This is a genomic window from Roseococcus microcysteis, from assembly GCF_014764365.1.
GTDB classification, from domain to species: Bacteria; Pseudomonadota; Alphaproteobacteria; order Acetobacterales; family Acetobacteraceae; genus Roseococcus; species Roseococcus microcysteis.
Window position 1 is genome coordinate 608,223 of sequence record NZ_CP061718.1, and the last position, 20,807, is coordinate 629,029.

22 protein-coding genes are annotated in these 20,807 nt (G+C 71.0%); 14 read left to right on the plus strand and 8 right to left on the minus strand.

Translation table 11 applies throughout. The features are described from left to right. The first annotated feature begins 115 nt into the window (after nucleotides 1–115). The 3 genes from ICW72_RS02840 (at nucleotide 116) to ICW72_RS02850 (ending at nucleotide 2,408) form a co-directional block, all read left to right on the plus strand. Complete coding sequence (locus tag ICW72_RS02840) at nucleotides 116–1,081, plus strand: Bug family tripartite tricarboxylate transporter substrate binding protein (protein ID WP_191084845.1); 966 nt, start codon at nucleotides 116–118, stop codon at nucleotides 1,079–1,081. A gap of 14 nt (nucleotides 1,082–1,095) precedes the next feature. Next, on the plus strand, nucleotides 1,096–2,094 hold the full coding sequence (locus ICW72_RS02845; RefSeq protein ID WP_223880782.1) for a Bug family tripartite tricarboxylate transporter substrate binding protein: 999 nt from the start codon (nucleotides 1,096–1,098) through the stop codon (nucleotides 2,092–2,094). A gap of 131 nt (nucleotides 2,095–2,225) precedes the next feature. Further along, a complete protein-coding gene (locus ICW72_RS02850) occupies nucleotides 2,226–2,408 on the plus strand; it encodes a hypothetical protein (RefSeq protein WP_191084846.1) in 183 nt (60 codons plus the stop codon). 3 nt (nucleotides 2,409–2,411) lie between these two features. On the opposite strand, the gene ICW72_RS02855 is transcribed toward ICW72_RS02850, so the two are convergent. Next, nucleotides 2,412–3,536, minus strand: coding sequence for an anhydro-N-acetylmuramic acid kinase (locus ICW72_RS02855; protein WP_191086094.1), 1,125 nt, complete (start codon nucleotides 3,534–3,536; stop codon nucleotides 2,412–2,414). A 53-nt stretch (nucleotides 3,537–3,589) separates the two neighbouring features. Between ICW72_RS02855 and tyrS the strand changes: the two genes are divergently transcribed. The 5 genes from tyrS (at nucleotide 3,590) to ICW72_RS02880 (ending at nucleotide 9,853) form a co-directional block, all read left to right on the plus strand. Beyond that, the gene (tyrS, locus tag ICW72_RS02860) at nucleotides 3,590–4,819 is read left to right on the plus strand and encodes a tyrosine--tRNA ligase (RefSeq protein WP_191084847.1); all 1,230 of its coding nucleotides are present in this window, start codon (nucleotides 3,590–3,592) and stop codon (nucleotides 4,817–4,819) included. After that, nucleotides 4,816–5,202, plus strand: a complete 387-nt coding sequence (locus ICW72_RS02865) for a RidA family protein (RefSeq protein ID WP_191084848.1) — start codon at nucleotides 4,816–4,818, stop codon at nucleotides 5,200–5,202. Before tyrS ends, ICW72_RS02865 begins: the two co-directional genes overlap by 4 nt. Before the next feature lie 57 nt (nucleotides 5,203–5,259). Continuing rightward, complete coding sequence (locus ICW72_RS02870) at nucleotides 5,260–6,387, plus strand: hypothetical protein (protein ID WP_191084849.1); 1,128 nt, start codon at nucleotides 5,260–5,262, stop codon at nucleotides 6,385–6,387. Between the two features lie 77 nt (nucleotides 6,388–6,464). After that, nucleotides 6,465–8,162, plus strand: coding sequence for an N-acyl-D-amino-acid deacylase family protein (locus ICW72_RS02875; RefSeq protein ID WP_191084850.1), 1,698 nt, complete (start codon nucleotides 6,465–6,467; stop codon nucleotides 8,160–8,162). Beyond that, the gene (locus tag ICW72_RS02880; protein WP_191084851.1) at nucleotides 8,159–9,853 is read left to right on the plus strand and encodes an N-acyl-D-amino-acid deacylase family protein; all 1,695 of its coding nucleotides are present in this window, start codon (nucleotides 8,159–8,161) and stop codon (nucleotides 9,851–9,853) included. Before ICW72_RS02875 ends, ICW72_RS02880 begins: the two co-directional genes overlap by 4 nt. A 104-nt stretch (nucleotides 9,854–9,957) precedes the next feature. Here ICW72_RS02880 and ICW72_RS02885 read toward each other — a convergent pair whose 3' ends face one another. The 5 genes from ICW72_RS02885 to nfi all read right to left on the minus strand — a co-directional run bounded on the left by ICW72_RS02885 (nucleotide 9,958) and on the right by nfi (nucleotide 13,845). Beyond that, nucleotides 9,958–10,626: a hypothetical protein gene (locus ICW72_RS02885; RefSeq protein WP_191084852.1), complete on the minus strand. Its 669-nt coding sequence runs from the start codon at nucleotides 10,624–10,626 to the stop codon at nucleotides 9,958–9,960. Further along, nucleotides 10,578–11,798 (minus strand): AI-2E family transporter, encoded by a 1,221-nt coding sequence (locus tag ICW72_RS02890; RefSeq protein ID WP_191084853.1) that lies wholly within the window; start codon nucleotides 11,796–11,798, stop codon nucleotides 10,578–10,580. Before ICW72_RS02890 ends, ICW72_RS02885 begins: the two co-directional genes overlap by 49 nt. A gap of 132 nt (nucleotides 11,799–11,930) precedes the next feature. Continuing rightward, complete coding sequence (locus ICW72_RS02895) at nucleotides 11,931–12,824, minus strand: SAM-dependent methyltransferase (RefSeq protein WP_191084854.1); 894 nt, start codon at nucleotides 12,822–12,824, stop codon at nucleotides 11,931–11,933. Then, entirely contained in the window at nucleotides 12,821–13,168 is a 348-nt protein-coding gene (locus ICW72_RS02900; RefSeq protein WP_191084855.1) for a DUF423 domain-containing protein, read from the minus strand. Before ICW72_RS02900 ends, ICW72_RS02895 begins: the two co-directional genes overlap by 4 nt. A gap of 8 nt (nucleotides 13,169–13,176) precedes the next feature. After that, a complete protein-coding gene (gene nfi, locus ICW72_RS02905) occupies nucleotides 13,177–13,845 on the minus strand; it encodes a deoxyribonuclease V (RefSeq protein WP_232370762.1) in 669 nt (222 codons plus the stop codon). 99 nt (nucleotides 13,846–13,944) lie between these two features. Between nfi and ICW72_RS20520 the strand changes: the two genes are divergently transcribed. From ICW72_RS20520 to ICW72_RS02925, 5 genes are all read left to right on the plus strand, one after another. After that, nucleotides 13,945–14,217: an alcohol dehydrogenase catalytic domain-containing protein gene (locus ICW72_RS20520; protein WP_223880783.1), complete on the plus strand. Its 273-nt coding sequence runs from the start codon at nucleotides 13,945–13,947 to the stop codon at nucleotides 14,215–14,217. After that, complete coding sequence (locus ICW72_RS02910; RefSeq protein ID WP_223880784.1) at nucleotides 14,199–14,963, plus strand: SDR family NAD(P)-dependent oxidoreductase; 765 nt, start codon at nucleotides 14,199–14,201, stop codon at nucleotides 14,961–14,963. The genes ICW72_RS20520 and ICW72_RS02910 overlap by 19 nt, the downstream gene beginning before the upstream one ends. Beyond that, nucleotides 14,960–15,397 (plus strand): PaaI family thioesterase, encoded by a 438-nt coding sequence (locus ICW72_RS02915; protein WP_184383700.1) that lies wholly within the window; start codon nucleotides 14,960–14,962, stop codon nucleotides 15,395–15,397. The genes ICW72_RS02910 and ICW72_RS02915 overlap by 4 nt, the downstream gene beginning before the upstream one ends. Then, nucleotides 15,394–16,890 carry a class I adenylate-forming enzyme family protein gene (locus ICW72_RS02920; protein ID WP_191084857.1) on the plus strand — a complete coding sequence of 499 codons (1,497 nt, stop codon included), beginning with the start codon at nucleotides 15,394–15,396 and terminating at the stop codon, nucleotides 16,888–16,890. Before ICW72_RS02915 ends, ICW72_RS02920 begins: the two co-directional genes overlap by 4 nt. A gap of 106 nt (nucleotides 16,891–16,996) precedes the next feature. Then, nucleotides 16,997–17,968, plus strand: coding sequence for a tripartite tricarboxylate transporter substrate binding protein (locus ICW72_RS02925; protein ID WP_191084858.1), 972 nt, complete (start codon nucleotides 16,997–16,999; stop codon nucleotides 17,966–17,968). A 2-nt stretch (nucleotides 17,969–17,970) separates the two neighbouring features. Here the strand turns inward: ICW72_RS02925 and ICW72_RS02930 are convergent, their stop codons facing one another. Both ICW72_RS02930 and ICW72_RS02935 read right to left on the minus strand, forming a co-directional pair. After that, complete coding sequence (locus tag ICW72_RS02930; RefSeq protein WP_191084859.1) at nucleotides 17,971–18,858, minus strand: metal ABC transporter solute-binding protein, Zn/Mn family; 888 nt, start codon at nucleotides 18,856–18,858, stop codon at nucleotides 17,971–17,973. Nucleotides 18,859–18,915: 57 nt separating this feature from the next. Further along, complete coding sequence (locus tag ICW72_RS02935) at nucleotides 18,916–19,614, minus strand: hypothetical protein (RefSeq protein WP_223880785.1); 699 nt, start codon at nucleotides 19,612–19,614, stop codon at nucleotides 18,916–18,918. A 162-nt stretch (nucleotides 19,615–19,776) separates the two neighbouring features. On the opposite strand from ICW72_RS02935, the gene pip reads away from it, so the two are divergent. After that, nucleotides 19,777–20,724, plus strand: a complete 948-nt coding sequence (gene pip, locus ICW72_RS02940; RefSeq protein ID WP_191084861.1) for a prolyl aminopeptidase — start codon at nucleotides 19,777–19,779, stop codon at nucleotides 20,722–20,724. Nucleotides 20,725–20,807 lie beyond the last annotated feature (83 nt).

Here is a 20,807-nt window from a genome sequence, read left to right on the forward strand (position 1 = left end):
AGAGCATATAATGCGGTCGCTCATCACCGTTCCTTCAGCGGTGTCGCTTCGCCGTTAGCCCGGCACGCAATTTGCTGAACCCCAGGCAATCAACTTGCCATGTGGGGTTCACCTGATGCGTCGCCGTTCGCTTCTGCCCATTCTCGCGGCAACTGCCCTTCCCGTCGGCGCCTCGGCCCAATCGGGCTGGGTGCCTGACCGGCCCGTGCGCCTCATCGCGCCCTTCGCCGCCGGGGGGGCGGCCGACATTCTCGCGCGCATCGTGGCCGAGGATCTTTCGCCCCTGCTCGGCCAGCAGGTGGTGGTGGAGAACCGCACCGGCGCCGGCGGCGCGGTGGGCACGGAATCCGTGGCCCGCGCCCGCCCCGATGGCCTCACCCTGCTGATGGCGAGCCAGGCGACGCATGGCATCGTTCCCAACATCACGCGCCTCAGTTTCGACCCGGCCACCGATACCGTGCCGGTGGCGAATTTGGCCGGCGTGCCCGCCGTGCTGATCGTGAACCGCGACCTGCCCATCACGAATTTCGCGGAATTCGCGGCCCATGCGCGGGCGCGGGCGGGGCAGCTCTCCTATGGCTCGGCCGGCATCGGCTCCTCCACCCACATGACCATGGCGCTGCTGCTGCACATGGCGGGGCTGGATGTCACGCATGTGCCCTATCGCGGCACGGCGCTGGCCATGCCCGACCTGCTGGCCGGGCGCATCATCGGCATGACGGACACCATTACCTCCGCCCTGCCCGCCATCCGCGACGGGCGGGTGCGGGCCATCGGCGTCTCCAGCCCCGCGCCGCTGCCGGTGCTGCCGGATGTGCCGCCGCTGGGTGCCAGCGTGCCGGGCTATGAGGTGCTGAACTGGTATGGCCTGGCCGGGCCCCGTGGCCTGCCCGCCAACATCGTGACCACGCTGCACGCCCATATGCAGACCCTGCTGGGCCGCCCGGCCTTCCTGGAGCGCCTGGCAAGCCAGGGCGCCCAGCCCCTGCCGATGAGTCCCGAGGAATTCGGCACCTATATCGCGCGCGACCGGCAGCAATGGGCCGAGCTGGTCCGTGCCACCGGCATGACCGTGCAGTGATGGGAGAGCCCCGCATGACCCGCATGACCCGCCTGCCCCGTCGCGCCCTGGCCCTGGCCGGCGCCGCCGCCCTTGCCACACCCGCCCTCGCCACCCGGGCCCTCGCCCAGGGCAACTGGCCCGAGCGGCCCATCCGCTGGGTGGTGCCCTTCCCGCCCGCCGGCACGGCCGACATCCTGGCCCGGCTGCTGGGCGAGCATGTCAGCCGCAGCCTGGGCCAGCCCATCGCGCCCGAGAACCGGGCCGGCGCGGGGGGCACGCTGGCCGCCAACATCCTCTTTCAGGGCCGTGGCGACACGCATCTGGTGATGGTGAGCAACTTCGCGCCGCATGGCGTCTCGCCCACCCTCTTCCCGGGTGTGGCCTATGACGCGCAGCGCGACTTCACCCATCTGGGCCTGCTGGGCGCGCTGCCCATGGTGCTGGCGGCGCACCCCTCCTTCCCGGCGGCGGATGCGGCGGCGTTGCTGGCGGCCGGTCGCCAGCAGGGGGCCTCGCTGACCATGGGATATGGCGGCAATGGCACGGCCTCGCACCTGATCGGGCTGTCGCTGCACCGGGCCGCGGGCATGTCGCCCACCTTCGTGCCCTATCGTGGCTCGGGCGCGCTGCTGAACGACGTGATGGCGGGCACCGTGCCCGTGATGATCGACACGCTGAGTGCCGCGATCGGCCATATCCGCGCCGGGCGCATCAAGGCGCTGGCCGTCAGCGGCCCCGCGCGCAGCCCCGCCCTGCCCGACACGCCTACCTTCAACGAGATCGGCGTGGGGGAGGCCACGGGCATGAACTGGTTCGGCTTCTGCACCCCCGCGGGCCTGCCCGCGCCCATCGCCGCCCGCTGGGTGAGCGAATTGCGCACCGCCCTCGCCCTGCCCGCCGTGACCGAGCGCCTGGCGAGCCTGGGCGTGGAGGGCACCAATATGGACCCGGCCTTCATGACGGAATTCGTGGGCACGGAGGTGGCGCGCTGGCGCGAGGTGATCCGCGCCAACAATGTCACAGTCGGATAGTTGATCTTTTTTCGGGCAATGGGTTTAGCTGCAACCGCGCCTTAACCTTCGCGTTGGAAGATTATGGGGCGAATGCCTTTCAACCGGGCAGCCACGCACCACTTATTGAAATGGCATCAAGGATCGCCGCCATGACCACTCGCCTCACGGGACGTGGAATTTCTCTGGCCCAGGCCGCGCTGGCGATTGCCGCCGCGGCAAGGGCCACTCGCGAGGCCGCGGCCGCCCTCATCGCCCCGGCGCCGCAGCCCATTCCGGTGCGCGTGGCCCGCACCGGCCGCCGCCCCACCCGCCTGCATCACGACAAGGGCTGAGCGCTACAACAAGGACCCCAGGACCCGCCCGCCCACCATGGGGCGTGGCGCGCCCGTGGTCTCTGGAAAGCTGATGGGCAACCCGCGGGCGGTGCGCGCCGCCAGTACGGCGAAGCATTGCGCTTCCAGGGCGTCACCATCCCAGCCGACCACTTCCACCGGGCGCACCGGTTCGGACAGGGCGGCCGACAGCGCGCGCATCAGGGCGGGATTGCGTCGCCCGCCGCCGGCCACCAGCCATTGCATGGGCGGTTCGGGGAAGTGCCGGCCCGCCACGGCCACGCAGACGGCGGCGAAGGCGACCAGCGTCGCCGCGCCATCCTGCGGGGAAAGGTTGTGGGCACCGGCCTCCCGCAATGCCCGGTCGAAATCCAACCGGTCCAGGGATTTGGGCGGCGGGGCCGCCAGATAGGGGTGGGCCATGAGGCGCCCGAGCACCGCGCCATCCACCTCACCCGCCAGGGCCAACCTTCCATCGCGGTCATAGTCGCGCCCGATGGAGCGCTTGGCCCAATCATCCAGCGGGCCGTTGGCCGGGCCGGTGTCGAAGGCCAGCATCTCGCCCTGCGCGCCCAGCCAGGTGACGTTGCCCACACCGCCTAAATTCAGCACAGCCAATGGCTTGGGGAGGTTTGCTGCGAGGGCGTGGTGGGCAATGGGCACCAGCGGCGCCCCCTGCCCGCCGGCCGCCACATCCGCGGTGCGGAAGTCGAAGGCGACGGAAAGCCCCGTGGCGCGGGCCAGGGCCTGGGCATCGCCGATCTGCCACGTGAAGCCCTGGGCGTTGCGGGCATCACCGGGGCGGAGCGGGCGGTGCAGGATGGTCTGGCCGTGGAATCCCGCCAGTTCCGCCTCGGGAAGCCCGTTGCGGGCGGCCTCGCGCATCACGCGGCGCACGGCCTCGACATGGGCATCGGTCAGGCGCGCGGTGACGCCGGCGAGGAATTCGTCATCCTCATGCAATGTGGGAGCCAACTCCAACAAGCGCCTGAGATCACGGCGCAAGACCGGATCATAGGGCAGGGTCAGGGTGGGCCCCAGGCGCTCCACGCGCTCCCCATCCGTCTCCACCCAGGCGGCGTCCACCCCGTCGAGGGAAGTCCCGCTCATCAGCCCCACGATTCTCAACATCGGCCGAGTGTGCTACGCGAGGCGCCCACCCGCCAATTGGACGTTTCCCCATGAGTTCCGCCGATTTCCTGCATGTGCTGCGCGAGCGTGGCTTCATCCATCAGGTCACCGACGAGGTCGCGCTCCAGGCGCGGCTGAACGCCGGCCCCATCGCGGGCTATATCGGCTATGACTGCACCGCCGACAGCCTGCATGTCGGCCACCTGGTCCAGATCATGATGCTGCGCTGGCTCGGCACCACCGGGAACCGGCCCGTGGTGCTCATGGGCGGCGGCACGACCAAGATCGGCGACCCATCGGGCCGCGACGAGACGCGCCAGATCCTGACCGAGGCGCAGATCGAGGCCAACAAGGCCGGCATCCGCAAGACCTTCGACGCCATCCTTCAGTTCGGCGACGGCCCGGGCAAGGCGATGATGCTGGACAATGCCGAATGGCTGGACCAGCTGAGCTACATCCCCTTCCTGCGCGAGGTGGGCCGGCATTTCAGCGTGAACCGCATGCTGACCATGGACAGCGTGCGCCTGCGCCTGGAGCGCGACCAGCCGCTGACCTTCATCGAATTCAACTACATGCTGCTGCAAAGCTATGATTTCGTGGAGCTTCGTCGCCGCCATGGCGTCGTGCTGCAGATGGGCGGCAGCGACCAGTGGGGCAACATCGTCATGGGCGCGGACCTGATCCGCCGCATGGACCAGGCCGAGGCCTTCGGCCTGACCACGCCCCTCATCACCACCGCCTCGGGCGCCAAGATGGGCAAGACGGCGGCGGGGGCGGTCTGGACCAACCCCGAGCGGCTTTCGGCCTACGATTACTGGCAGTTCTGGCGCAATGCCGAGGATGCCGATGTGGGCAAGTTCCTCGCCCTCTTCACCGAACTGCCCATGGCGGAGGTCCGTCGCCTGGGCGCCCTGCAAGGGTCCGAGGTGAATGACGCGAAGAAGATCCTCGCCACCGAGGCCACGGCCATCCTGCACGGCCGCCAAGCCGCCGACCTCGCCGCCGAGACCGCGCGCCGCGCCTTCGAGGAGGGGGCGGCCGCCGAGACGCTGCCCAGCATCACCGCCACCCTGCCCGCGCCCCTGGCCGATCTCCTGGTGAGCGCCGGGCTCGTCGCCAGCAAGGGCGAGGCGCGGCGCCTCGTGGCCCAGAACGGCGTGCGGCTGAACGATGCGCCGGTGAACGACGCGGCGCTGACCGTCACGGCCGATGATCTGCGCGACGGCGCGGCCAAGCTCTCGGCCGGCAAGAAGAAGCATGTGCTGGTGCGGGCCGCATGACGATCGCCTTCCTCCACCCGCCCGGCCCGGGCGAGGCGCGCCCCTTCTCCCGCGCCGTGAAGGCCGGCGGCATGGTCTATGTCTCCGGCGCCTCGGCCCCGCATGACCCGGCGCGCGGCATCCACCGCGGCGCCACCCCGGCCGAGGAGGTGCGCAACGCGCTGACCTATATCGCGGGGCTGCTGGAGGAGGCGGGCAGCGGGCTCGACCGGGTGGTGCAGGTGACCATGCTCATCAGCGACCGGGCCGACTACGCCGCCTGCAACGCCGAATACGTGAAATTCTTCCCCAACGGCCTGCCCGCCCGGCACACCGCCCTGTTCGGCGTACCGACCGAGGCCAGGGTCGGGTTTGCGTGCATCGCCCTTGCGGCGGAACAATAGCGGCCCGAAAAGGCAGGGATATAGTCCAACCCCAGATTGCCCGAGGGAGGCAGGACAATGGGGGTTGAGCGCAAGATCGAGGCCGCGCGCGTGCGCGCCAGCGATGCGGCGCCTATTCTCTGGATGCTGGGCCATGCCGGCGCGGGGCAGAGCAGCCTGGTCGCGCATCTGGTTCATGGCTGGCGCGCGGCACTGCGCCCGACCTTCGAACCCGCCACCCCCACCGCCGAGCAATTCGCCCACCCCGAGGAACTGCCCCTCATCCGCTTCCTGCTGACCACGGGGCTGCGGCCGGGCGAACCCTATGACCCGTCGGAGGACATGGCCTTCATGGAGGCCTCGCCCGGCCTCATCCTCGTGACCCTGGCGGCGGCGGAGCTCGATCATAGCGGGTTGCGCGCCGCCCTGCGGACCATCCGCGAGGCGCATCCGGATTGGCGGGTGCTCGTGGCGCAGACCCGGCTGCATGAGCTGTATCCCGAAGGCACGGGCCACCCCACCCCCTATCCCTTCACCCCGGCCATGGCGGTGAACCCCGTCCCGCCCGCTCTCGCGGCGGCGCTGGCCGGCCAGCGCGCCGCCTTCTCGGGGTTGGCGGATGGCTTCGTGCCGCTGGACCTCACCGAGGGCGAGGGGCTGCGGGAGCCGCATGACTACGGGCTGCCCCAGCTCCTGGCCGCCATGCAGGCCCTGGCGCCCGAGCTGGTGCCCGGCCTCGCCCCCGGGCCCGACCCGGAGGAGGGCATCCGCCAGCAGGTGATCCTGCCCTGGGCCATGGCCGCGGCGGCGGCCGATGCACCCCCGTTCCCCCTGCTGGGCGGGGTGCCCGCCATGGTCTTCCAGGCGGCCATGGTGCGCGCCATCGCGCGGCGCTACGGGTTGGGCGCGGACGCCGCCATCTGGGCCGCGCTGATCGCGGGGCTGGGCGCGGGCTTCCTGCTGCGCCACGCCATGTTCTGGATGGTGCGCCAGGCCCTGAAACTGGCGCCCTTCTGGGGCAGCGCCACTGTCAGCGCCTGGACCTTCGCGGTCACCTGCGGCCTGGGCGAAGCCGCCATCCGCATCTGCCGCGACGAGGCGGAGGACCGCCGTCCCACCCCGGCTGCCCTGCGTGCCGCCTTCCGCAACGGCCAGCGGCGCGGCGATGCGCTGCATGATGCGGGGCGCGGCGGCGCGCCCTACTGAGATTTGTCCGTGCAGGGGTCCACAAGCCCCCCTGACACATGACATGATCGTCCGAACAACTTCGGGAGAGAATGTCCATGGCGGACCCCACGCTCATCATCCGGGGCGGGCTCGTGGCCGATGGCACCGGAACGCCGCCGCGCGAGGCCGACATCGCCCTTTCCGGCGACCGGATCGCCGCCGTCGAGCGGCACATCGCGGCGCCCCGTGGCACGCCCGAGATCGATGCGCGCGGCAAGCTGGTCACGCCGGGCTTCGTGGACATCCACACCCATTACGACGCCCAGGCGACCTGGACCTCGGAAATCCTGTCCTCCTCGCTGCATGGGGTGACGACGGCGCTGCTAGGCAATTGCGGGGTGGGCTTCGCCCCCTGCCGGCCCGAGGCGCGGGACATGCTGGTGAAGCTCATGGAAGGTGTCGAGGACCTCCCGGAAGTGGTTCTGACGGAAGGACTTCCCTGGAACTGGGAAAGCTTCCCGGAATACCTCAACGCCCTCGACAGTCGCCCCTATGACATGGACATCGCGACCCAGGTGCCGCACGCCGCGCTGCGCGTCCATGTCATGGGCCGCCGCGGCTTCGAGCGCGAACCCGCCACCGAGGCCGACCGCGCCGAGATGGCGCGCCTGGCGCGTGAGGGGATCGCGGCCGGGGCGCTGGGCTTCTCCACCTCCCGCGCCATCGCCCACAAGACGCTGGCGGGCGAGCCCACCCCCACCCTGGGTGCCGCCGAGATCGAGCTGGCCGAGATCGCCCGCGGCCTGGGCGGCGGCTGGATGCAGCTGATTTCCGACTTCGACGAGCCGGCGGAGGAGGAATGGGAGCGCCTGCTGCGCATCATGCGCCTCTCGGGCCGGCCGATGACCTTCTCGCTGTTGCAGCGCGAGTCCAAGCCGGATTTCTGGCGCTGGATCCTGGCGCAGGTGGACCGCGCCAATGCCGAGGGGCTGAAGGTCTCGGGGCAGGTGATGGGGCGGCCGGTGGGGCTGATGTTCGGCTGGGAGCTGTCCCAGCACCCCTTCCTGACCCGTGCGGCCTACCAGGAGGTGGCGCATCTGCCCATTGACGCCCGCGCCGCCGCCCTGCGCGACCCCGAACGCCGCGCCCGCATTCTGGCCGAGCCGACGGACCCCGCGCTCAAGGCGCGCCTCAACAACTATGCCCGCATCTACAAGCTGACCATGGATTACGAGCCCCCGCCGGATTCCAGCGTGCTGGAGCAGGCGCGCGCCATGGGCCGCGACCCCGAGGACCTCTGCTACGACTGGATGCTGGAGGAAGGCGGCCGCGCCATCCTGAACCGGCCCCTCCTGAACTATGCGGACGGCAACCTGGACGCGATCCGCGAGATGGTCACCCACCCGCACACGCTGATGGGCCTGGGCGATGGCGGGGCGCATGTGGGCTATATCTGCGACGCCTCGGCCCCCACCCATATGCTGACCCATTGGGCGCGCGACCGCGCGCGTGGCGCGAAGCTGCCGGTGGAGTTCGTGGTGAAGCGGCTTTCCGCCGACAATGCCGCGGCGCTGGGGCTGAATGACCGTGGCAGGCTCGCACCCGGTCTCAAAGCTGACCTGAACGTCATTGATTTCGATGAACTCTCCATCGAGCGCCCGAACATGCGCTACGATCTGCCGGCGGGCGGGAAGCGGCTGGTGCAGGGGGCGCGGGGCTATGTCGCGACCCTCGTCTCCGGCCAGGTGGTCCATCAGAACGGAGAGGCCACGGGCGCCCTGCCCGGCCGCCTGATCCGGGGAGCCAAGCCATGAAGCATGACCTTGTCATCCGCAACGGCTGGGTGCTGGACGGCACCGGTGCGCCCGGATTTCAGGCCGATATCGCGGTGGATGGGGAGACCATCACGGCGGTCGGCACGGTGCACGGCTCAGGCCGGGAGGAGCTGGACGCAAAGGGCCTGCTGGTCACGCCCGGCTTCGTGGACATCCACACCCATTATGACGGCCAGGCGGTGTGGGATTCCCACCTCGCCCCCTCCGCCCTGCACGGCGTCACCACGGCGCTGATGGGCAATTGCGGCGTCGGCTTCGCCCCCTGCCGCGCCGAGGACCGCGACACGCTGATCGAACTGATGGAGGGTGTGGAGGACATCCCCGGCCCCGTGTTGCATGAGGGGCTGAACTGGTCCTGGGAAAGCTTCCCCGAATATCTCGACGCGCTGGAACGCAAGGCGCGCGACATTGATATCGCGGCCCTGCTGCCGCATGGCGCCGTGCGCGTGAACGTTATGGGCGAGCGCGCCCTGCGCCTGGAGAACGCGACCGCCGAGGACATCGCCCGCATGCGCGCCATCACGGCCGAGGCGGTGGCGGCCGGGGCCTTCGGCACCAGCACCAGCCGCACCATCAGCCACAAGACGCTGGCCGGCGACCCCACACCCACCCTCAAGGCGCAGGAGGAGGAACTCATCGGCCTCGCCGCCGGCATGGCAGAGGGCGGTGGGGGGCTGCTGGAAATGGTCTCCGACTGGAACACGCCGGACCCCGCCACGGAATTCGCCATCGTGCGCCGCGTGGCCGCGGCCTCGGGCCAGCCCGTGGTGTTCAGCCTGACGGCGCGCCATGACCGCACCGAGGCCTGGAAGGAATTGCTGGCCCTGTCCGGGGAGGCCATCGCGGCCGGGCTCGACATCCGCCCGGTCTTTCCGCCGCGGCCCATCGGCATCCTGATGGGGTTGGTGGGGTCCCAGAACCCCTTCTCCGGCTGCCCCTCCTACCGCGAGATCGCGCACCTCCCGCCGGCCGAGCGCGCGGCGGCCATGCGCGAGCCCGCCCGCCGCGCGGCCATCCTGTCCGAGGACCGGGTGGCGGGGTCCAACTTCCCCCTCATCACCCGCCTGCATTGGTCGCGGATGTTCCCCTTCGGTGACCCGCCCGACTACGCGCCCCCGCGCGAGGCGAGCCTCGAGGCCCAGGCCGCGCGCGAGGGCCGCCGCCCGGAGGAGGTGGCCTATGACCTGCTCTGCGCCGGGGATGGGAGTGCCTTCATCTTCGCGCCACTTACGAACTTCGCCGACTACACGCTTGATGCGTCAGCCGAATGCCTGCGGCACCGCCACGCCATCGTGGGGCTGTCGGATGGCGGCGCGCATGTGGGCTTCATCTCCGATGGCAGCTTCCCGACCTTCACCCTGATGCACTGGTCCAAGCGCGGCTTCCCCATGGAGGAACTGATCCGCCGCCAGACCAGCGACACCGCCCGCGCCATGGGCCTGACCGATCGCGGCGTCCTGGCGCCGGGGCTGCTGGCCGACATCAACCTCATCGCGGAGGGGGAACTCGCCCTGCCCCAGCCGCGCATGATCCATGACCTGCCGGCCGGCGGGAAACGGCTGATCCAGGGCGCGCGGGGCTACCAGGCCACGATCAAGCGCGGCCAGGTCACCTATCGCCACGGCACGCCCACCGGGCGCCTGCCCGGGCGGCTGTTGCGGCGGCACTAGGTGTTTGGCCCCGGGATGCGTTCGCGCAGCCTGCTCCAACCTCAACACATCCCGCTCCATAGCAGGAAATCCGACCGGATGATTCCATCCGGTCGGATATTGCTCTAGGCGTCCTTCTCGTCCTCGCCGGCCTCGCACGCCTGGGTGGCGGTGGCTTCGATGCTGTTGGTCACGGACCCCGCACCCTCCTGGCGCAGGGCGTCGGCCAGGCGCCCCTCATTGCCGATGACCAGCACATTCACCTCCACCCCCGGAAGGCGCCGCTTCACCCGGCGCAGGATGGAACGGGCGGCCGCGGTGGAGCCCATGCCCTCCACCGTGCAGAGCCAGGCCTGGCGGATGCGCGCCAGTTCCTCGGCGGGGGTCGCATCGCCGCGCAGCATCTCGGCCGGGGCCGCCCCGGCGTCCAACCCACGCTTGCGCAGGACCTGGGCCAGCATGGCGGCCGCCGCCATGTCGAAGGGGCCGCGCCCGCCCACGCAGAGCACCGGGCCGGCGGATGATGGCGGCGATGGGGGGGGCGCCGCGGGTGCGTCCTTCCCCGTGGGATGGGGTGGCACATCTGCCTCCACATCCTCCTCCAGATCCTCGAGCAGCGCGGCCAGGCGGGCGCGCATGCCATCGAGCTGGCGTTCGCCCAGTCGGCCGCGCTGGGCATCGCCCTGTGCCAGGACGAGGCCCGGCAGCGCCACCGTGTCGTAGTAGCGGGAGAGGCGGCATTCCTTCAGCGCGCCCTCCGCCTGCTCGACCAGCGCGTCGGGATCGTCGCCCAAGGCACGCTGGTAGAAGGTCTCGGGCGGTTCCAGGGGGGTCGGTCGCCCAACGCCACCTCCAGGAATTCGAAGCGCTCCACATGCCGCCCCAGCACCACGAGACAGACCGTGAGCGGCACCGCCATCACCAGCCCGATGGGCCCCCAGAGCCAGGTCCAGAAGGTGGCGGCCACGATGACGGCGATGGGGGAGAGGCCGGTGGACCGACCGAAGATGAGCGGTTCAAAAACTTGGCCCATCGCGCCCTCGCCCACCGCGAAGAGCAGCAGCACCAGCAGGGGCATGGTCCAGCCCGGCTCCACCGCCAGCGCCAGGATCAGCGGGAAGGCAACCGCGATGATGGTGCCCACGAAGGGCACGAAGCGCATCAGCCCGGCCACGATACCCCAGAGGATGGGCTGCGGCACGCCGATGAAGAACAGCGCGAGCGCGATGACCATCCCGTAGATCGAGTTCATCGCGACCTGCGCCAGGAAGAAGCGCGACAGGCGATAGGCCGCGTCATCCATGGCGGCCATGGTGCGCTGCAGATCATGCGCGCCGATCAGGCGGATGAGGCGGTCGCGCAGATCCTCGCGGTAGAGCAGCACGAAGATGACGAAGACGATGACGATGCCGAAGGTGGCGAGCGGGTAGAGCAAGGGTTCGACCACCGTGCGCAGCACCTCGAAGGTGCGGGGCGGCGGCTGATGGACCTGCACCGGCAATGGCCGCACCGGGTCGGCGGCGGGGACGGGTGCTGGCTCGGGGGCCGCCGCGCGTTCCGCGCCGGCGGCGAGACCCTGGAGCATCTCCTGCACGCGCTCGATCATCCCGCCGCTGGCGTTGATGGAAGCGAGCTTCCGGGTCAGCTCGAACTGGTAGAAGGGAATGTCGCTGGCGAGTTCGCTGAGCTGCCGGGCCATGACCAGGCCCAGCACCAGAAGGACCGCGACGGCGGCCAGCACCGCCGCCAGCACGGCCAGCACCCGCGGGGTGCCCACCCGGCGCAAGGCGCGCACGATGGGCGCCAGCACGAAGGAGAGCAGCACGGCCAGTGCCAGCGGCACCAGCAATTCCCGTGCGAAATACAGCACGCCCATGACCAGCAGCGCCATCAGGGCGAGGTTGGTGCCGCCCTCCGGTGCGCCCGCCGGCCGAATGGAGTGATAGGCACGGCGGAAATCGGACATGGGGGGGTGAGACTCCTTCGCCGGAGCGGCGATCACGCGTCGCGCCGTCAACGTGCGGTGAAGTCCGGGGTTGCCGCCGAAGCGTGAATCAGGCGTCCGCGCCCGAAGCGTGAATCACGCGCCCTAGGAGTCTCACCCCAGGCGGGCGAAGGTCAGCTCATGCTTGTTGTGGGCGCCGTGGAACAACATGGCGCCCGGAATGGCCGCGAAATCCGCCACGATGGCGTGGTCGGTCGGCCCCTGGAACTTCACCGAGCAGACGATGTTCGTGGCCATGGGCAGCCAGCGCCGCACCAGGGCCAGCAGGCGGGCGGGGTAGCAGATGACATCGCTGAACAGCCATTCCACCGGCTCGGGCTCGAGCGCGAAGGCGCTCTCCTGCCGCCAGGTGACGCCGGGCATGGCCATCACGCGCGGATCGAGCGGCGCCTTGTCCACCGCCGTCACCTGCGCGCCGAGCTGGGCCAGCGCCCAGGTCCAGCCGCCCGGCGAGGCACCGAGGTCGAGGCAGCGCGCCCCGGGCGCGGGGTGGCGGCCAAGCCGCGTCAGCGCCTCCCAGAGCTTCAGATAGGCGCGCGAGGGCGGGCCCTCGCGGTCCTCCACGAAGCGCACGGCGCCGCCCGGAAAGGGCGAGGATTTGGTGGGCGAAGCCAGGATCAGCCCCGTCTCCAGCAAGGTCCAGCCGCCCAGATGCCCGGTGGGCGCGGGTTCGGGGAAGACGAGCGGCCGCGCCTTCACCGGCGGCAGCCGCGCCTCGATGAGTGCCGCACGGCGATGATGCAGGGCGGGCACCAGCGACCAGTTGCGCTGGATGGCGCGCAGCGCATCGGCGGCCTCCTTGATGGAGGCCACCGGAATTTCGCGCGGGGCATCCCAGACATCCAGCGCCCAGGCGGCGGGCGCCGGCGGGTCGGGCGAGAGGGCGAGGCGCCCATGCCAGCGCGTGACGGCGCGGCCGGAGAGGGCAAGCTCCTCCTCCAGCGCCGTCTCCAGCCCCTCATCGGCCAGGTAGGCGGCGCGGATCATGCGCGCGGGCTGCGCAGGGCGAGTGCCACCAATACGAGCCAGCCCGCCATCAGCGCGAAGCCGCCCAGCGGCGCGATGGGGCCGGGCGAGACGCCGGTGAAGGCGCGGAACAGCACGGCCCCCGAGAACAGCACCAGGCCCGGCAGCATGAGCGCCGCCACCGCCCGGCCCCGGGCGTCGTTCCACACGCCGAAGGCCAGCAGCGCCGGCGCGTGCCAGCCCAGGATCATGGCCACCGACTGCACCATTTCGCGCGCGTCGAGGGGCGCATGGGCGCCAAGAGCGGCCAAGGCGACCGCCGCGCAGCCCGCCAGGCCCGCCGCGCTGAACCAGAGTCTTTGCATGCCCCTCTCTACTGCGCGCCGGGCGGCGGCGCCATGGCCGCGCGGCGCGCCTGTCCGGCCCATTCATGCGCCGCACGCGTCGGCTCGGGCAGGCGGCGGCCGCGCAGCGTGGCCCGCACCCAATGCAGCGCGGTGTCGAGGCTGACACGGTGGCCGGGCGAGATGTGCAGCGGGTTGGCGCGCAGGCGGCTCCGCAGGAGGGCGCCCACCACCTCGCCACGGTCCGTCACCTCGACCAGGGCGCCGGGCTCCTCGCCCAGCGGCGCCACGGGCTGGCCCACCAGCCGCGACTTCGCCACGCCGATGCTGGGCAGGTCCGTCACCACGCCCAGATGCGTGGCGATGCCGCAGCGGCGCGGGTGGGCGATGCCCTGGCCGTCCACCATCAACAGGTCCGGTGGCTCAGGGAGTTGCGCCAGCGCGGCCTGGATGGCCGGGATTTCCCGGAAGGCCAGCAGCCCGGTGATGTAGGGCATGGGCGCCGGCAGGCTCACCGCCGCGCGCGCCACGGGTTCCAGCGAGGGCCAATCCAACACCACCACCGCCGCATGCACCATGCGCGCCGGGTCGAAGCGCGAGGAGGAGACATCCACCCCCGCGATGCGCCGCACCGCGCCCAGCGCATCCTCCCGCACCGCCCGCGCGGCCAGTTCCAACTGGCATCTACGCAGTTTCACGAGGTCGCTTCTGGGGGGTGCGCGGCTTGTCATGCGGACAAGGTGCAGTAGTTTCCAAGGCATCGCTGCACAAGACGGGAATGGATGATGGCCGGAACGATGCGCGCGCTGCTGCTGCGCGAACATGGCGACCTCGACAAGCTCCAGGTGGTGGAAGACCACCCCATGCCGGTGGCCGATGAGGGGCATGTCGTCATCCGCGTCGGCGCCTCCTCCTTCAACTACCATGACGTGTTCACGGTGAAGGGCATGCCGGGCATCAAGGTGCCCATGCCGGTCGTGATCGGCCTCGACATGGCGGGGACCATCACCGAGGTGGGTGCCGGCGTCACCGGCTGGTCGGTGGGGACCGCGTGCTGGTCAACCCGCTGAACAAGAAGAAGGGGCTGATGGGCGAGATGCTCGATGGCGGCATGGCGCAATATTGCCGCGTCGCCGCCGACCAGCTCATCAAGATGCCCGCGGGCGTGACCTTCGCCCAGGCGGCCTCGCTGCCCGTGGCCTATGGCACGGCGCATCGCATGATCGTGACGCACAACACGATCAAGGCCGGCGACAAGGTGCTGATCCTCGGTGCCTCGGGCGGCGTGGGCACGGGCTGCGTCATCCTGGCCAAGCAGCTCGGCGCGCATGTCATCGCCTGCGCGGGCTCGGCCGAGAAGTGCGAGGCGCTGCTCAAGATGGGCGCCGACGAGGCCATCAACTACAATGAGGTGGACTTCTCCAAATGGGCCACCGAGAAGTATGGCAAGCCGCAGCGCCGCAACTATGAGGGCGGCGTGGATGTCGTCATCAACTTCACCGGCGGCGACACCTGGGCCAAGACGCTGCGCTGCGTGAAGCGGGGCGGCAAGATCCTGGTCTGCGGCGCCACCGCGGGCCACGACCCGAAGGAAGACCTGCGCTACGTCTGGTCCTTCGAGCTGCAGATCATCGGCTCCAATTCCTTCTACGACGACAACCTGGCCGCGCTGATGGAGATGATCCAGGACGGGCGCATCGCGCCGGTTCTCGACAAGGTGCTGCCGCTCGATGAAGCCGCGGAGGGTCTGCGCCTGATCCGCGACCGCGAGGTGCTGGGCAAGGTGGTGGTGCTGCCGAACGGAGACGAAGGATGAGCGAGAAGAAGCCCCTCCCCACCCCCGCCGAGGTCGAGGCCATGCTGCTGCGTGGCCCCTACCACCAGTGGCTCGGCATCAAGGTGATCGCGGTTGGCGAAGGCACCATCGAGCTGAAGGCCACCTGGCGCGAGGAATGGGTGGTGAACCCCGACCGCCGCTACACCCATGGCGGCATCCTGGCCGCGCTGGTGGACCTGACGGCCGACTGGGCGCTGGTCTCGAGCACCGGGCGCGGCGTGCCCACCATCGACATGCGGGTGGACTATCACCGCGCCGCCATGCCGGGCGACCTGACCTGCAAGGGCAAGGTGGTGCGCGCGGGCGGGCAGTTCTCGGTGGCCGAGGCCTCGGTGTTCGACGGGGACGGCAAGCTCTGCGCCTCGGGCCGCGGCGTCTACCTCACGGCCCCCCCGGCCCCGCCGAAGGCATGAGCGGGTTCACGGCGCGCAACCTCGGCGCGCTGACGCCGGGCGATGTGGCGGGCGACAAGCCCGCCCTGGTCTTCCGGTCCGGTGGCGCCCGGCGCGTCGTGACCTATGCGGAGTTCGACGCCCTGGCCGATGCGGCCGGGCGTGGCCTGCTGCGCCGTGGCCTGGTCCGCGGCGACCGGTTGGGGCTGCTCGGCGCCAATTCGGTCGAGTTCCTGGCGCTGCTCTGCGGCGCCATGCGCGTGGGCGTGGTGGCGGTGCCGGTGAATTGGCGCTTCCCGCCCGAAACGATTGCCTATGTGCTGGGCAATGCGGAAGTCAGTCTGGTCGCGCATGACGCAGCCCTTGCCAACCAGGTGCCCGGTGGAATTCCCACCCTGCCCCTGGAAAGCCCTGATTGGCATGGATTTCTTGATGCGGGGGCATTGGACCCCGTCCTCCCCGCCCCGGCCGAGCCGGCGCTCTTCCTCTACACCTCGGGCAGCACGGGCAAGCCCAAGGGGGTGGTGCTGTCGCACCAATCCCATCTCTGGATCGTGGAACAACGCCTGAAGGCCGCGCCGCAGCGGGAGGAGCGTTTCCTCATCGCGGCGCCCCTCTACCACATGAACGGGCTGGCGCTGGCGCAGCTGGCGCTGGCCGCGGGCGCCACCATCGTGCTGCTGCCGCAATTCCGCGAGGCCGACTACATCCGCGCCATCGGCGAGGAGCGCTGCACCTGGCTCACCGCCGTGCCGCCCATGTTCGCCATGCTGCTGCGGGAGAAGGCGCTGCTGGCGGAGACGGACACGACCAGCGTGCGCTCCATCCGCCTGGGCTCCGCCCCGGTCAGCGAGGCGCTGGCGGCCGCCATCAAGGCCGCCTTCCCCACCGCGCGCCTCATCAACGCCTATGGCACGACCGAGGCCGGGCCGGTGGTCTTCGGGCCACATCCCAAGGGCCTGCCCACGCCGCAGCTTTCCGTGGGCTACCCGCTGCCGGTGGTGGAGCTGCGCCTGCGCGCGCCCGATGGCACGCTGGGCGATGAGGGCGTGCTGGAACAGCGCACACCCGGCCTCATGAACGGCTATTTCAACCGGCCGGACCTCAAGCCCCCCGTGACCGCGGACGGATTCTACGTCACGGGCGACGTGATGCGGCGCGATGCCGATGGCTTCTTCTACGTCGTCGGCCGGGCCGATGACATGTTCATCTCCGGCGGCGAGAACATCTTCCCCGGTGAGGTGGAGGCCGTCCTCGAACGCCACCCGGAGGTGGAGCAGGCCGCCGTCATCCCCGTGCCCGACGACATCAAGGGCACCAAGCCCGTGGCCTTCGTGGTGCGCCGGCCGGGTGCGACGGTGGACGAAGCCACGCTCAAGGCCTTCACCCTGCGCCACGCGCCGGCCTTCATGCATCCGCGCCGGGTGTGGTTCCTGGAGGCGCTGCCGCTGGCGGGCACCAACAAGGTGGACAAGGCTATTCTACAGCGCAAGGCCGCGGAAATATCGGCCTAGCTTTCCTACCAAATCAGATCGTGCAATAAAGGGTCTCGCGGCGGCGGGGCCCCTTGGCATGGTTCATGCCTACCTGGAGCCCCAAGCCGATCCAGGAGACTGCCCCATGCTGCATCGCCGTTCCCTCCCCCTCCTCGCGGGGCTTGGCCTCGCCGCCCCCGGCATCGCCCGCGCCGCCTTTCCCGAGCGCCCGGTCACCATGGTCATTCCCTATGCCACCGGCGGCTCGGCCGATGTGCTGGGCCGGGTCATCGCGCCCGAGATGTCGCGCATCCTGGGCCAGACGGTGGTGGTGGAGCAGCGGCCGGGCGCCGGCGGGCATATCGGCGGCGCGCATGTCGCGCGCAGCGCGCCGGCCGATGGCTACAGCTTCGTCCTCGGCTCGGTCTCCAAGGCCACCGGGCCTTCCTTGCAGACGCTGAACTACGACCCGCTGAACGACCTGACGCCGCTGAGCGGCATCGGCGCCGTGCCCATGCTGCTGGTGGTCTCGCCGCAAGCCCCCTTCCAGAACCTGGGCGAGCTGCTGGCCGCCGCGCGGGCCCGGCCGGGCGAGATCAGCTATGGCTCCTCCGGCCCCGGCACGGGCAGCCACCTGGCCGGCGAATTGCTGGCGGCGGCGACGAACACCCAGCTGCTGCACGTGCCCTATCGCGGCTCGGGCGCGGTCTATCCGGACCTGATCAGCCAGCGCATCAACTTCCTGCTGGATGCGGCGGGCTCGGCCTCGGGCCAGGTGCGGGGCGGCGCGGTGCGGGCGCTGGGCGTGACCTCGGCGGCGCGCACCGCCGTCTTCCCCGACGTCCCGACCGTGGCCGAGCAGGGGGTGGCGGACTACGAATTCGGCCTGTGGCTGGGCTTCTTCACCCGTGCCGGCACGCCCCAGGCCGCCTTCCAGCGCCTGGAGGCCGCCTGCCGCGAGGCCATCGCCACCGCGGCCGTGCAGGAGCGCATGCGCCAGGCGCTGGTGGAACCCATTCCGACCGACGCCGCGGGCTTCGCCGCCTATTTCCGCGCCGACGCGGCCCGCTGGGCGGAGCTGGTCCGCAGCGGCCGCCTGCGCCGGCTGGAGAGCTGACTTTAGCCCGCCATGGCCCGGACCATCAGCCCGACATTGTGGCGCATCATCGCCTCATAGGTGGCGGCCGGGCCATCGGCGGCGGAAAGGGCGTCGGCGTAGAGCCGGCCCTGCACCGTCACACCCGCCTCGCGCGCCAGGCGTTCCAGCGTGGCGGGGTTGCTGATGTTTTCCACGAAGACGGCGGTGATGTTGTTCTCGCGGATCTGCCGGATGAGGCGCGCCACCTGCTGCGCCGAGGGCTCGGTGTTGCCGATGCCCTGGGGGGCGAGGAAGCGCACGCCATAGGCGGCGCCGAAATAGGCGAAGGCGTCATGGCTGGTGACGACGACGCGCCGCGCCTCCGGCACGGTTTGGATCTGGGCGCGCACCCAGCCATCCAGCGCCTCCAGCCGGGCTACGGCGGCCTCGGCGCGTTCGCGGTAATGGGCGGCGCCATCGGCGTCGGCGCGGGTCATGCCGGCCTCGATGTTGCGGATGTAGCGGGCGGCGAGGCGCGCATCCTGCCAGGCATGGGGGTCGTTGTGGCCGTGGTTGTGGCCGGGGCGTGGGGCCTCGCGCAGCAGCGTCAGGCCTTCCGTCGCCACCACCCGCGTGCCGCGGAAATTGGTGCTGCCCAGCAGGCGGTTGAACCAGTTGTCGAAGCCCGCCCCGTTGCGGATGGCGACATTGGCGGTGCGCACCGCCTCGGCATGGGAGGGGCGGGTCTGGAAATGATGCGCGTCCACATCGGGGCCGGCGATGACGCGCAGCTCGGCACGGTCACCCACCACCTGTTGGGTCAGGTCGCCCAGGATGGTGAAGGAGGCCGCCACGACGGGGCGCGACTGGGCGCGGACGGCGGTAAAGGGCAGCAGGGCCGGAAGGGCCAGGAGAAGGCGGCGGTTCATCGGGCACCTCGCGAGATAGGTATGTTATAACCTATCTGGACGGGGCGCCCCCGCAGGTCAACGCCGGAACAGCCGCCGCAGCCAACCGAAGAGCCCATCGCGGCGCGGCTGGCGGCGCTGGTGCGAGACATGCGGCCGGCGCGAGGGCGGCGGCAGGGCGGAGGCCACGCTGTGGCGGGCCGCGTCCTCGGCCTCGATCAGCCGCAACTCCAGGGCCAATACCTGGGCCACCGCCTCGGGCGGGTCGTCCTGCAACAGGGCGCGGGCGGTGTGGCCGGCATCCTCCCATTCCTCGGCGCGGCGCAGGGCGTCCACGACGCGGACGGTCTGCTCGGCATCCAGCGGCGGGCCGCTGCGCCAGAGTGCGACCGCCTCCAGCCGCCAGCTGCGCGCGAGTTCGGGACGGCCCAGATCATCGGCGGTCCAGGCGGCCTGGAGGGTGGCCTCGGCGGCGGCGTGCAGCGCGCCCGTCTCTTCCAGCACGAGCGCCCAGGCCAGGAAGCGCCGCGCCAGCGGCGGGTGCGAGGCATCGTTCAGCAGGGCGCGGTAATTCGCCCCGCCCACCGCCTGGGCCGCGGCCGGGTGGGCCTGGGTGATGTCCGGCGCCGAATATCCGCAACTCGGGCATTGCTGCAGCCAGCGGCCCATGGTGGCGCGCAGCGGCTGGCCCGGCCGCAGGTCGAGGTCCGGCGCCTGCTCCGGCGCGGTGGCGCGGAACAGGGCCTGGCGGCTTTCGGTGCCGCAGACCGCGCACACGGCCCCCTGGGGTGCGGTGGACGCGGCGCTCTGGCCGGGTCGCGAAACTGGCATAATGCTAAACTAGGCAGTCCTGGGCCGAAGGCGAAGGGGGGAGAATGATGATCGGCGCAGATGGCCGAAGCCATTGCCCCGCGCGGCGCGGCGAAGGATAACTGTGGGATGCCCCGTGGCGACCTTTTCCCCGATATCGCGCCCTTCGAGACCGGCCTGCTGCCGCTCGGCGACGGGCATGTCATGTATTGGGAGCAGGTGGGCAATCCCCGCGGCCAGCCCGTGCTGTTTCTCCATGGCGGCCCGGGTGCCGGGGCGGGCGCGGTGCACCGCCGCTTCTTCGACCCCACGCATTGGCGGCTGGTGGTGTTCGACCAGCGCGGCGCCGGCCGTTCGCGTCCCTTGGGGGAGCTCACGGCCAACACCACGCCGCATCTGGTCGAGGACATCGAGACGCTGCGCCGCTTCCTGGGGCTGGAGCGCTGGCTGCTGTTCGGCGGCTCCTGGGGCTCCACCCTCGCGCTGGCCTACGCCCAGGCGCACCCGGAACGGGTGACTGGCTGCGTGCTGCGCGGCGTCTTCCTCGGCCGCGACGCGGAGGTGGAGTGGTTCCTGCACGGGCTGCGGCGCTTCTTCCCCGATGCCTGGTCCGCCTTCGCCGAGCACATCCCGCCCGAGGAACGGCATGACCTGCTGGAGGCCTATCTGCGGCGCCTCACCAGCCCCGACCCCGCCTTGCACCTGCCCGCCGCCCGGGCCTGGAGCCATTACGAGGGCAGTTGTTCCACCCTGCTGCCCTCGCCCGAGACGGTGGCGTCCTTCGCGCAGGACCGCACGGCGCTGGGGCTGGCGCGCATCGAGGCGCATTACTTCAAGCACCGGCTCTTCCTGCCCGAGGGCGGGCTGCTGGGCGGCATGCACCGCATCGCGCACATGCCGGCCGAGATCATCCAGGGGCGCTACGACATGGTCTGCCCGGCCGAGACGGCCTTCGACCTGGCCGCCGCCTGGCCCCGCGCCCGGCTGACCGTGGTGGCCGATGCCGGGCATTCGGCGCTGGAACCCGGCATCCGCACGGCGCTGGTGGCGGCGGTGGAGAGGTTCCGGCGAAGGTAGGGGTGCGGCCGATTCACGCCCCGGCTGCGCCGGGACGATCGGACGCTTTCCCCGCGGCCGATTCACGCCCCGGCTGCGCCGGG